The following is a 13,311-nucleotide window of genomic DNA, read 5'->3' as shown; positions in this document are numbered from 1 at the left end:
CACACGCTTGTGTGAAGTTTTTTGTTGCTACATTATTCAATAAGCTTTATTATTGGTAGTAATATGTACAGACAATACCGTAAAAAGTTGGTATAATAGTAAAGAAATTTTAAAAGAGGTAGTAATAATGATGTTTTCAATTTCGGAAATAAAAAAGAATCCAGATGGAATTAATTTTAATTCTGTTTTAGAAATTAAAGAAAAATTAATAGAACGTAACAAAGATGTGCTAGATGTTAAAGAGATTTTTGTACAAGGGACTATTTCCTACGATGATGGATTATATTTGTTAAATTATACACTTGATTATACAATTACATTACCGTCAAGTCGCTCAATGCTGCCTGTAGATGTACATCAAGTTGAAGAAGTCTCAGAAATTTTTATTGAAGCAGTGGATATTCATGCAAAAGAAGATCTTGTTAGAGAAAATCTTGTTTTAGTACTTGAAGAAGATTATATTGATTTAGAAGAGAGCGCTATTGATAATATTTTGTTAACGATTCCAATGCAAGTTTTAAGCGAAGAGGAACAAAATTCTGACACAATGCCATCAGGAAATAGCTGGTCAGTTTTGACAGAAGAGCAATATGATGCCCTGCAAGATAAGAAGAAAAAAGAAAATAATCCGTTTTCTGCTTTAAATGGATTGTTTGAAGATTGATACTATTTTTATTAAAAAAAATAAAATATTCTTGAATTATCGTTAACACTTTGATATACTTTTAAAGCGATATAGTATACTTATCTTTATTGTTTATTTTGAGGATATTATAACAAAGTGATGAAAATGCTATAATCTTTTTCTCATTGGGAAACAAAGAAGGTGCTCTGTATAGGAGTGTATACTTTAGCAAAATAGAGATTTTATAATCTTTAAAATAATAAAAGGTTGGTGACAATGAGTAAAAAGATTTTAATTATTGAAGATGAAAAAAATCTTGCACGCTTTGTGTCTTTGGAGTTACAACACGAAGGTTATTCTGTAGTTGTAGAAACAAACGGGCGCTTAGGGCTTCAAACGGCTCTTGATGACGATTTTGACTTGATTTTGCTTGATTTAATGCTTCCAGATATGGATGGATTTGAAATCACGCGTCGTCTTCGATTGGAAAAAGAAACTTCTATTATTATGATGACAGCTCGCGACTCTATTATGGATATTGTTGCTGGGCTTGATCGTGGTGCAGATGACTATATTGTCAAACCATTTGCAATTGAAGAACTCTTGGCTCGTGTTCGTGCTGTTTTCCGCCGTCAAGATGTTGAATCTAAACGTGAACAAGACAGTCAAGGAAAAGAAGGATTGCTTGGTCTACGCTTAAATCCTCAAAATCGTTCAGCGGTTCGAGGTGATGATGAAATTTCGCTTACAAAACGTGAGTACGATTTGTTAAGTGTTCTTTTGTCAAATGTTAATCGTGTAATGACACGTGAAGAACTGCTAGCCAGTGTTTGGAGATACGATACAGATATTGAGACAAATGTTGTTGATGTTTATATCCGTTACCTTCGCGGAAAAGTCGATATTCCAGGTAAAGAATCTTACATTCAAACAGTTCGTGGAATGGGATACATTATTCGAGAAAAATAATGATAAAATGGGAAGAAAAGTCTTTATCTAGAAAAATATCGATTTTCTCTTTGCTTCGGATTCTCCTTGTGTTAACTATTTTTAATCTAATCGTGTACTTTGGGACTACCCAAATCTTTTTAGCACGAGAACGTTACGATGTTGAGCAAGGTGCCGAAGTAGTGAGAGATTTTTTGTCTCAAGAAAGTGCACTGACAGTTGATAATCTTTTGGATCTGTTGGATGAGTATAATGCTACGGGGTCACTTGTTGAGGAAGATGATGCCCAATATATCCTAGATAAAAGTGGTGGGATTGATGATTTGACTTCTGATAATCAAGATGTCGCCATTTTTAACAAGGATAAGCAATTAGTTTTAACGACTGATAAGTCAGTTGCAAATTTTAAAACAGGTACAGTTGGCAAGACAAAAATCTACCGTGCACCTGCTTTTACAGGTTACTATTCAACGGCGAAAGTTTACTCCAAAAACACAAGAGAAGTTATTGGTTATGTGACGCTTTTTCAACACTTTAGCTCCTACTATCTAATGCGACATTGTCTTGTGGCAATCCTTTTGATTGCAGAGTTAGTTGAGATTGGGTTAATTTTACATGTTCTTTTCTCTTCAACAAAACGCTTTTTACGTCCGTTGGAAGAATTTCAAGGAATTGTTAGTAATATTGCTGAAAATCCTGGTGATTTGACTGTCCGTAGTGATATTCATTCTGGAGATGAAATTGAAGAAATTTCTGCTAACTTTGATAAAATGTTAGACCAAATTGAAGGGTATACTAAAAGACAAGCGCGTTTTGTTAGTGATGTTAGTCATGAATTACGAACACCGATTGCAGTTATTAAAGGACATCTTGGTTTACTGAAACGTTGGGGGAAAGAAGACCAACATATTCTTGAAGAAAGTTTAGATGCTGCTTATCATGAAACGGATCGAATGTCCATTATGGTTAATGAAATGCTAGATATGGTTCGTGTTCAGGGAAGTTTTGATTTACACAAAGGTGAAAAAACAGATTTGAAAAAATCAATCGAATTTGTTTTGGGAAATTTCCGTATTTTGCACCCAGATTTTAATTTCCAATTTTCAACAAGTGTGGAAGAATGTGTCTTTGCAGAAATTTACAAAAATCATTTCGAACAGGCAATTTTGATTTTAATTGATAATGGCGTAAAATATTCTTCTGGAAGCAAAATAATCCATGTGACTTTGGACATCCAAGGAGATGATGCTATTGTCAAAGTTAAGGATGAAGGAGAAGGTATTTCTCAAGAAGACCTAAAATATATTTTTGAACGTTTTTATCGAACAGATAAATCACGTAATCGTGTTTCGACACAAGGAGGTCTTGGGATTGGTTTAGCTATTCTTAAGCAGATTGTTGATGCTTATGAGCTCAATGTTAGCGTTAATAGTGTTGTTGACGAAGGCACGGAGTTTACATTGGTTATTCCGATACTTAAGACAAAACAAGATAAGACAGACTGAGTTTTTCTCTCGGTCTGTTCGTTTTTCTAATAAAGCATGATTGAACAGTCATTTTTTATTAGAAAAGGGACAAGGTTTAAGAAATGGGGAAAAGTTTTGGCTGATATGGTCAAACTGGTATTACTTTCATAATGATTGATTTTATGTTAGAATAAAGTATTAAAATAATTGGTAGAATGGGGTGTTTGCATGCGTTGTCCAAAATGTAATTATAATAAATCAAGTGTTATTGATAGTCGCCAAGCTGAAGACGGAAATACCATTAGACGTCGTCGCGAATGTGAAAATTGTCATACACGTTTCACGACTTTTGAACGTGTTGAAGAATTGCCCTTACTAGTCATTAAAAAAGATGGAACGCGTGAACAATTTTCTCGTGAAAAGATTTTAAATGGTATTTTCCAAAGTGCTCAAAAACGTCCAGTATCAAGCGATGATATTGAACAAGTTGTTTCACGTATCGAGCAAAAAGTTCGTAGTGAGTACGAAGGTGAAGTTCCGAGTACAGCCATTGGTAATCTTGTCATGGATGAGTTAGCTGAACTTGATGAGATCACTTATGTGCGTTTTGCCTCTGTTTACAAATCGTTTAAAGATGTTGATGAGATTGAAGAACTTCTACAACAAATTACCAACCGAGTTCATAGTAAGAAGAAAAGAAGTAATTTAAATGAGACCGATCGATGAGTTTTCTTATATCAAAAATAATAAGGTTTTATTAGATTCTGATAGTCTTAGCCAGCTGTATCACCCAGTGATTGGAAATCACGCGGTTTTGCTTTATGATTATTTGTTGGCATTTTTTGATGATGGTGTTAAACGTCACAAATTTAGTGAGATTCTCAATCATTTGCAATTAAGCATGCGTCAGGTGGAAGAAGCTTTTGCAATTTTGACTGCTGTTGATTTGCTTGTTTTGTACCAAACACGTGATGCTTATGTTTTAAAATTGCAGCCAGCTTTGAATCGTGAGACTTTTCTTAGCAATCCTGTCTATCGTCGCTTGTTAGAGCAGGAAATTGGTGATGTTGCAGTGGCTGAGCTGGATATTAAAATTCCGCAAGAGGCTAGAGATATTTCCAAAAAATTCTCGGATATTTTTTCAGCAGAAGGAACACCAAAGCCAAAAGCAAATGTGTCAAAAAATCATTTTGATTTGGATAGCTTTGAGCGTTTGATGTTGCGTGATGGCCTGCAATTTAAAGATGAAAAAGCAGATGTTGTTTCGATTTACAGCCTTGCTGACAAATACACCATGAATTGGTTTGATACCTATCATTTGGCAAAAAGCACGGCTATTAATGGTAAAATTTCACCACAACGAATGACTGTTCAGTTGGAACAACCCAAAAATTTGAAATCACAAGGTCAAAGCAAAGAGCAATTTGACACCAAGGAACAAGTGATTATTCGTGAAGCCAAGCAAGCTAATGCAAGAGAATTTTTGGAGAAAATCAAGGCACCACGTCGTGCAGTGGTTACCGAGAGCGAGCGAAAATTGTTGGAAGAATTAGCCAACATGAGCTTTTTAGATGAAGTAATTAATGTCATGGTGCTTTATACGTTAAATAAAACGCAGTCAGCTAATCTCAATAAACCTTACATTATGAAGGTGGCAAATGATTTTGCTTATCAAAACATTACGACTGCTGAAGCTGCTGTTTTAAAAATGCGCAGCTTTGCCCAACGCAATAAAGACCGTAAAGCACAAGCAAAAGTTGCTAAAAGCAATGTCCCTGAATGGACAGCAAAAGAATACAAGCATGTTGCTACTGCTGAAGAAAAAGCGAAATTGGAAGAACTCAAACGTAGCATGTTAGAAGATTAAGGAGCGAGTGATGGAAAAAATCGGACAAACCTTGGCTAAACAGCTTCGCCAAAGTCGCACAGACCTTAATGAATTGACCCAAGTTATTTTAGCAGATAAGGAAATTGCTGATTTTATCACGTCAAATGGCTTGACTCAGGAGCAAATTAACCGTAGCCTACCTAAGTTTAATCAATTCATGGTGGAGCGTGAAAAATTTCAAAATCAGGATGAATCCTATATTGCTAAAGGGTACAAGCCTGCTCTTAGTATGAATGAGGGCTATGCAGATGTCATTTATTTGGAAACACGCGAATTAGTTGAGGCTAAAAAACGTCAAGATATTAAAAATCGTGTGACTTTGATTGGCTTGCCAGCTAGTCTCAAACACATTTCAACAGATGATCTTGATTTAGGAGACCCAAATCGTATTGAAATTTACAATTATTTGAACGATTATCAAAAAAATCTTGAGACAGGAACTCAAAAAGGGCTTTATGTTTTTGGAAATTTTGGTGTTGGGAAGTCTTATTTGATGGCTTATCTAGCAAATCGTTTATCTGCCAAGTACGGCAAGTCAACGACTTTGCTTCATTTTCCAACTTTCTGTGTTGATATTAAAAATGCTATCAATACAGGAACGGTGAAAGAGCAAATTGACCAAATCAAACAATCTGAAATTTTAGTTCTTGATGATATTGGGGCAGAACAACAAAGCCCATGGATTCGTGATGATGTTTTGCAGGTTATTTTGCAATATCGAATGCAAGAAAATCTCTTGACATTCTTTACATCAAATCTTGATTTTAAAGGACTTGAAGAACACTTTGCAGCATCACGCTCAGGTGATGAAACGTGGCAAGCAAAGCGTGTTATGGAGCGTATTCGTTATTTGGCTCGTGAAATTCATCTGCAAGGTGATAATCGTCGCTAATCGTAAATCATTAAAAGTGATAAATAGATAAAAGAATTTGAAAGGAATAAATTCGACAAAGGCATTTTTGAGAAATCAAAATGTCTTTCGTGTGGAAAAATCCACTTAAAATAGTTGAGACTGTTTTAACGAAGCTGGTACTAGAAGAATTATGGCTTTACCTACTGTTGCTATTGTCGGGCGTCCAAATGTTGGAAAATCGACTTTGTTTAACCGTATCGCAGGTGAGCGCATTTCAATTGTGGAAGATGTCGAAGGTGTTACACGCGACCGCATTTACACAACAGGTGAATGGCTTAACCGCAAGTTTTCATTGATTGATACTGGTGGTATTGATGACGTTGATGCGCCGTTTATGGAACAAATCAAACACCAAGCTGACATTGCGATGACTGAAGCAGATGTTATCGTGTTTGTGGTTTCAGGAAAAGAAGGCGTTACAGATGCTGATGAATATGTTTCAAAAATCTTGTATCGTACTAATAAACCAGTGATTTTAGTGGTCAATAAAGTTGACAACCCTGAAATGCGTAGTGATATTTATGACTTTTACTCACTTGGTCTTGGGGATCCATACCCAGTGTCATCTGTTCATGGGATTGGTACGGGGGATGTCTTGGATGCTATCGTTGAAAATCTGCCTGTTGAGGAAGAGGATGAAAATCCAGATATTATCAAATTCAGTTTGATTGGTCGTCCAAACGTTGGTAAATCAAGTTTGATTAACGCGATTCTTGGTGAAGAACGTGTGATTGCAAGCCCAATTGCAGGGACAACACGTGATGCTATCGACACAAACTTTACGGACAGCGAAGGTCAAGAATATACAATGATTGACACCGCAGGTATGCGTAAATCTGGTAAGGTTTATGAAAATACTGAAAAATATTCAGTAATGCGTTCAATGCGTGCCATTGACCGTTCAGACATTGTTCTTATGGTTATCAATGCCGAAGAAGGAATTCGTGAGTACGATAAACGTATTGCAGGATTTGCTCACGAAGCTGGTAAAGGAATCATTATCGTTGTTAACAAATGGGATACGATTGAAAAAGACAACCATACAGTTGTAAAATGGGAAGAAGACATTCGTGACCAATTCCAATTCTTGTCATATGCACCAATTATCTTTGTTTCAGCAGCGACAAAACAACGCTTGAACAAATTGCCTGATATGATTAAGAAAATTAGCGCAAGCCAAAACAAGCGTATTCCATCAGCTGTGCTTAATGATGTTATCATGGATGCCATTGCTATCAACCCAACACCAACAGATAAAGGGAAACGTTTGAAAATATTCTACGGCACACAAGTTTCTGTTAAACCACCAACGTTTGTTATCTTTGTTAACGAAGAAGAACTCATGCACTTCTCATATATGCGTTTCTTGGAAAATCAAATCCGTGCAGCTTTCGGCTTTGAAGGCACACCAATCAATTTGATTGCCCGCAAACGTAAATAAGACTTAAAAGCACCGTTTGTGGTGCTTTTTTGGCTGCATTTGGAAAATATCGCTAAAAATAAAATCAAAAGGATTATTTTTTCAAGCTAAAGAAGGCTGAATTTGATATAATAAAAGGATAAGGAAAAAGGTGGTGGCTAAGAGTGGGTAGAATGATTCCAGGTCGAATTCGCAATCAGGGAATAGAACTTTACGAACAAGGTTTGGTTGATATTGTTAGTAAACGAGAAGAAGTAATTCAAGCGAAAGTTGGTGCACATCATCTTCAGTATGCTTTAGAAGATGAACAGGTGAGATGTGATTGTGACCTGTTTGCCAAGAAAAAATATTGTGAGCATTTGGCGGCTTTAGAGTATTTCCTAAAAAATAATACAGAAGGCAAAGAGTTGTCAGATGAGCTTAGTTCACATCAAGAAATTCAGCAAGAAACGAAAAAAGTGACCTCATTTGGTAGTGTCTTTTTGGACGGCTTGGTTATCAACGATGACGACACAACAAAATACCGTTTAGCAGCTTATGGTAGTCAGAGTCCCTATTCATCAGATTATTGGTGGACGTTAAAAATTAATCGTTTGCCTGATGACCGTGCTTATGTTGTCCGAGATATTAAAGCCTTTTTAGCGGTTGTTAAAAGCGAGGGCTACTATCAAATTGGGAAAAATTATTTTGAACCCTTGTCTTTGATTCAATTTGATGAAGCTAGTAAAGACTTGATTCAATTTTTATGGCGTGTTTTGCCAGATAGTGACCGTGTTGATTTGGAGTATATTTTGCCAAATCACGGTCGAAATCTTGCGTTGACAAGTGGGACATTTGAGGAAGGCATTTCATTGTTAAACGAGCTTTATGATTTCTCATTTGAACACAATCATCAGAATTATGGGCAACTGGTTTTTAGACCATTAGATGGCTCAGAAGGGCTGTTGTCATTTAAAGTCATTGTTCACCGTCAATCAATTGAACTGGTTATTACAGAAAAAACATTTCAGCCACTTTTTGACAATGCTTTCTTATTCACAAATGGTATGATTTACGGTTTGAATTTGAAGCAACAAAAAATCTTAGCCGCTGTTCGTAGCCTGCCGATTGAGTCTGATTTAGCGAAGCATTTGTTCTTTGATTTGGATGACCAAGCAAAATTAGCTGCTAGTTTGCTTGATTTTAAAGAGCTTGGAGTGGTTGAAGCTCCGAAAAGTTTTGAAATTCATGACTTTGTACCTTCTTTCCATTTAATGTTAAATGAATACCAAGAGATTGCTTTAAAGGTGACTTTTGATTATGGTATGGTTAAGGTCAGTAGTAAACGTGAACTTGAAGACTTACCATTTGCTAGTCATTTTAAGCATGAAGAACGTGTGTTTAGGACTTTAGAAGCCAATGGCTTTGCTGCCTCGTTTTCATCTTACCATGCACCATTGGCAAATGAAGATTTGTACGACTTCTTTACCAATACCTTGGAACAATTGGAACGTTTGGGTAAGGTAACCTTGGCTGATGACCTTGAAGAAATGCGTCAGTTTGAGCGCCCACAAGTTTCTGTTCAGACAAATGGTGGTTTGTTGGATATTTCTTTTGATTTTTCAACTATTTTTGAAAACGATATTGATGATGCCTTAGAAGCACTCTTTAAAAATCAACCTTATTTTGTGAACGACGCTGGTAAATTAGTTGTTTTTGATGAGGAAACACAACGTGTCAGTAATGCTTTGCAAAATTTACGAGCTAAGCAGCTGAAAAATGGGCATTTGCAATTAGAAGCTATTTCAGCGTTCCAAATTTCAGATTTATTCCAAGACAATGACCGTGTGACATTTTCAAAAGAAGTTGAACAGTTGGCGCACGATTTGAGACACCCAGAAAGTTTTGAGGTCACCATTCCAAATTTAAACACGCAGTTACGAGATTATCAGATGACTGGTGTTCGTTGGTTATCTATGCTTGACCATTACGGATTTGGTGGCATTTTAGCTGATGATATGGGACTCGGTAAGACCTTGCAAACAATTGCTTTTCTAGCTTCTAAACTAACGCCAGAGACACGCATTTTGATTCTATCGCCGTCAAGTTTGATTTACAATTGGCAGGATGAATTTACCCGCTTTGCACCAGAAATTGATGTCGTTGTGGCTTACGGTTTAAAAGCAGTGCGTGATGATATTATTTCGCAAAATCATCAGGTTGTGATTACTAGTTATTCCTCTTTCCGTCAAGATTTTGACGAATATAGCCAATTGAATTTTGATTATTTGATTTTGGATGAAGCGCAAGTGATGAAAAATACACAAACGAAGATTGCTCACTATTTGCGCCAATTTGAGGTTAAAAATTGTTTTGCGCTTTCTGGGACACCGATTGAAAATAAATTATTGGAAATCTGGTCAATTTTCCAAATTGTTTTGCCAGGATTATTGCCAGATAAAAAACGTTTCCTCAAAATGGAAGCTAAGCAAGTGGCGCGTTTTATTAAGCCATTTATCATGCGTCGCCGTAAGGAAGAAGTTCTTCCAGAATTGCCAGATTTGATAGAAATTAATTATCCTAATGAGCTTGACCATAAGCAAAAAGCGATTTATTTAGCACAGCTTCGACAAATGCAAGAAACGATTGCAGGAGCATCTGATGCTGATATTAATCGCCGTAAGATCGAGATTCTATCAGGAATTACCCGCTTGCGCCAAATTTGTGACACGCCAAGTCTCTTTATGGATTACAATGGAGAAAGTGGCAAACTAGACAGCCTTCGCACTCTTTTGACACAAATCAAGGAAAATGGACACCGTGCTCTTATCTTTTCACAATTTAGAGGGATGCTTGATATTGCGGAAAAAGAAATGGAAAAGCTTGGCTTAACTTCCTATAAGATTACGGGGTCAACACCAGCGAATGCCCGTCAAGAAATGACACGAGCATTTAATAATGGCTCAAAAGATACCTTCTTAATTTCTTTGAAAGCAGGTGGTGTAGGACTTAACTTGACTGGTGCCGATACCGTTATCTTGATTGACCTTTGGTGGAATCCAGCTGTTGAAATGCAAGCCATTAGCCGCGCCCATCGTATTGGTCAAAAAGAAAATGTCGAAGTTTATCGTTTGATTACACGCGGAACCATTGAAGAAAAAATTCTAGAAATGCAAGAAAGCAAGAAAAATCTTGTAACAACGGTACTTGACGGCAATGAAACACGTGCTAGCATGACCATTGAAGATATTAAAGAAATTTTAGGTGTCGATTAATCATCTTAACGTCAGTTTTTCAGCGATGAAAGACTGACTTTCTTTTATGAAAACTTTGAAAAAATACCTGAATTAGTTTATAATAAAAATGCTACAAAGTTGGGGCTTGATTTGAGCTAATTTTGGCTTCTCAGTCTATTTTGAGACGATATTAGCAATGGAAGCTTTTAGTTACTAGGACGTAGGTCATGGTAGTGACTATTTACCTTGATTTCTTAGTGAGTGATGATAATTAATTAGCACAGTGCGTTAAGAAAGGAAGTGACGCTGTGAGTAAAACTGTAAGACGCTTTCCCTTAGTTGCTGATGGTGAGCCAGTAAGTAATCCACCAAAAGCAATGGCTTTATACGAAAACGAAGATTTAATTACCAATATTCATGGAACGTATCATGACAAAGACTACGACGACGTTACTAGAGACTATAATTTTGTTGGCAAGACAGAAAAAGATGCAGAGCGCATAAAAACAGTTAGCGAAGGTAAATCTTATGCGGAATTAGCGCGTGATGAAGCAAGACGAGATATTAAGAAAAAACGTCAAGCTTACCTATCTAACGACGTTAAAAAGATGCCGTCAAAAGCAACTTTTCAGCAACAATTAAAGGCGACACTGCCTAAAGCTCCTGCTAAACCGACTAATAAACTTAGCCATTTAACAGAAAAAATGCATCAAGAAGACTATATCTTGGCAGAGATTCCCGTAACGTATAAAGAGCCAGATAATTCTTCTGTACCAAAACCAAAGAAAAATAACTATGATTTCTTGAAACGTAGCCAAATTTACAATAAGGAAGCTCAACAAAGCCAAAGAGAGCACAAAGTTGCTCAAGAGTTAAATTTGACACGCTTTGATGACGCTAATTAAACTGCCTAGCAGTTATTAATATAGAGGAGAAAAAATGTCTAAAACCTATCATTTTATCGGAATTAAAGGGTCTGGTATGAGTGCCCTTGCCTTAATGTTGCACCAAATGGGACATAAGGTTCAAGGGAGTGACGTTAGTAAATATTACTTTACACAACGTGGTTTAGAACAAGCAGGCATTAAAATCTTGCCATTTTCTGAAGACAATATCACATCAGACGTTGAATTAATTGCCGGTAATGCTTTCCGTGAAGATAATAATGTTGAAATTGCCTATGCCGTTAATAATGGCTTTAAATTCAAAAGATATCACGAATTCCTAGGTGATTTCATGCGCCAATTCACAAGTTTTGGTGTTGCAGGTGCACACGGAAAAACATCAACAACAGGTTTATTGTCACATGTATTAAAAAATATTACAGATACCTCTTATTTGATTGGTGATGGTACTGGTCGTGGGTCTGCTAACAGCAACTATTTTGTTTTTGAGTCTGATGAATACCAACGTCATTTCATGCCTTATCACCCAGAATATTCTATTATTACAAATATTGACTTTGACCACCCTGATTATTTCAAGAGCATTGACGATGTTTTTGATGCCTTTAATGATTATGCAAAACAAGTTCAAAAAGCTTTGTTCTTGTATGGTGATGATGCTTATCTTCGTAAAATCACGTCAGACGCTGACATTTACTACTATGGATTCAAAGATACAGATGACTTTGTTGCCTACGATATTGTTCGTACAACAAACGGTTCTGCTTTCAAAGTGAAACACGGCGATGAAGAACTTGGTTCATTCCATCTTCCAGCGTTTGGTCGCCACAATATTTTGAATGCGACTGCTGTTGTTGCCAATCTTTATATCGCTGGTATTGATATGGAATTGGTAGCAGAGCATATGAAGACATTTGCAGGGGTTAAACGTCGTTTCACTGAAAAAGTAATTAATAACACGACTATTATCGACGATTTTGCACACCATCCAACTGAAATCATTGCGACACTTGATGCTGCTCGCCAAAAATATCCAAGCAAGGAAATTGTAGCGATTTTCCAACCACACACATTCACACGTACAATTGCCCTTTTGGATGAATTTGCGGATGCTTTAAACCAAGCAGATTCTGTTTACTTGGCACCAATCTATGGTTCAGCACGTGAAGTTGACCACGGTGACGTTAAAGTCGAAGATTTGGCTAGTAAAATCCAAAAATCAGCTAAGGTGATTAGTCTTGAAAATGTATCACCATTACTTGACCATGATAATGCTGTTTATGTTTTCATGGGGGCTGGTGATATCCAAATGTATGAACGTTCTTTTGAAGAATTGTTAGCAAACTTGGCTAATAATACGCAATAAAAAACTGTGATGAAAAGGAGCAAACAGCTCTTTTTCTTTTGAAGGTGATTCTATGATGATAAGGAATGTATGTCTTGAGGATTTGCAAGATATTATAGATATTGAACGCGAGAATTTCTCTGCAGAAGAAGCAGCAAGCCTAAAAGATATGAAGGAACGCATTCTGACTATTCCAGATACTTTTTTAGTAGCTGAGATTGACGGAAAGATTTGTGGCTATGTTGAAGGACCTGCCATTTTTCAACGCTATTTAACAGATGATTTATTCCATCAGGTTGTTTCAAATCCAGCTAACGGCGGATTTATCGCAGTCACAAGCCTTTCGGTAGCTCCAGATTTTAAAGGACAAGGCATTGGAATGGCTTTACTAGCGACAATGAAAGATTTAGCAATTGCCCAAAAACGGATAGGGATTACACTTACTTGTCATGAAAATTTAATTTCTTACTATGAAAGAAATGGTTTCAGTGATGAAGGTGAATCAGAATCTACCCATGGTGGCTCTAGTTGGTATAACATGGTTTGGGAATCACCAATGATTGAGTGATGACATTATTAAGAATAG

Annotated in this window: 11 protein-coding genes; all 11 read left to right on the top strand. The window is 36.6% G+C overall.

Annotated features, from left to right (window positions below; genetic code table 11):
• Positions 1-127 precede the first annotated feature (127 nt).
• The 11 genes from BTR42_RS10075 to BTR42_RS10025 all read left to right on the top strand — a co-directional run bounded on the left by BTR42_RS10075 (position 128) and on the right by BTR42_RS10025 (position 13,293).
• Positions 128-664 (top strand): YceD family protein, encoded by a 537-nt coding sequence (locus BTR42_RS10075; protein WP_013643366.1) that lies wholly within the window; start codon positions 128-130, stop codon positions 662-664.
• Positions 665-901: 237 nt separating this feature from the next.
• Complete coding sequence (locus BTR42_RS10070; RefSeq protein ID WP_009854820.1) at positions 902-1,594, top strand: response regulator transcription factor; 693 nt, start codon at positions 902-904, stop codon at positions 1,592-1,594.
• Positions 1,594-3,078 carry a sensor histidine kinase gene (locus BTR42_RS10065; RefSeq protein WP_012962415.1) on the top strand — a complete coding sequence of 495 codons (1,485 nt, stop codon included), beginning with the start codon at positions 1,594-1,596 and terminating at the stop codon, positions 3,076-3,078. Before BTR42_RS10070 ends, BTR42_RS10065 begins: the two co-directional genes overlap by 1 nt.
• A 189-nt stretch (positions 3,079-3,267) precedes the next feature.
• Positions 3,268-3,765, top strand: coding sequence for a transcriptional regulator NrdR (gene nrdR, locus BTR42_RS10060; protein WP_009854818.1), 498 nt, complete (start codon positions 3,268-3,270; stop codon positions 3,763-3,765).
• Positions 3,749-4,906, top strand: a complete 1,158-nt coding sequence (locus BTR42_RS10055; protein WP_074658080.1) for a DnaD domain protein — start codon at positions 3,749-3,751, stop codon at positions 4,904-4,906. The genes nrdR and BTR42_RS10055 overlap by 17 nt, the downstream gene beginning before the upstream one ends.
• Positions 4,907-4,916: 10 nt before the next feature.
• A complete protein-coding gene (dnaI, locus tag BTR42_RS10050; RefSeq protein WP_009854816.1) occupies positions 4,917-5,819 on the top strand; it encodes a primosomal protein DnaI in 903 nt (300 codons plus the stop codon).
• A 151-nt stretch (positions 5,820-5,970) separates the two neighbouring features.
• Positions 5,971-7,281: a ribosome biogenesis GTPase Der gene (gene der, locus BTR42_RS10045; RefSeq protein WP_077497556.1), complete on the top strand. Its 1,311-nt coding sequence runs from the start codon at positions 5,971-5,973 to the stop codon at positions 7,279-7,281.
• A gap of 143 nt (positions 7,282-7,424) precedes the next feature.
• Positions 7,425-10,514, top strand: a complete 3,090-nt coding sequence (locus BTR42_RS10040; RefSeq protein WP_077497554.1) for a pilus expression-regulating Snf2 family helicase — start codon at positions 7,425-7,427, stop codon at positions 10,512-10,514.
• A gap of 269 nt (positions 10,515-10,783) precedes the next feature.
• Positions 10,784-11,380, top strand: coding sequence for a divisome accessory protein ZapJ (locus tag BTR42_RS10035; RefSeq protein WP_077497552.1), 597 nt, complete (start codon positions 10,784-10,786; stop codon positions 11,378-11,380).
• Between the two features lie 34 nt (positions 11,381-11,414).
• Positions 11,415-12,746, top strand: a complete 1,332-nt coding sequence (murC, locus tag BTR42_RS10030; protein ID WP_009854812.1) for a UDP-N-acetylmuramate--L-alanine ligase — start codon at positions 11,415-11,417, stop codon at positions 12,744-12,746.
• A 52-nt stretch (positions 12,747-12,798) separates the two neighbouring features.
• Positions 12,799-13,293, top strand: coding sequence for a GNAT family N-acetyltransferase (locus BTR42_RS10025; RefSeq protein WP_077497551.1), 495 nt, complete (start codon positions 12,799-12,801; stop codon positions 13,291-13,293).
• Positions 13,294-13,311 lie beyond the last annotated feature (18 nt).

Source organism: Streptococcus gallolyticus subsp. gallolyticus DSM 16831 (assembly GCF_002000985.1).
Classification (GTDB): Bacteria; Bacillota; Bacilli; order Lactobacillales; family Streptococcaceae; genus Streptococcus; species Streptococcus gallolyticus.
Note: the sequence above shows the minus strand (reverse complement) of the source record. Positions and strands in the feature narration are given on the sequence as shown.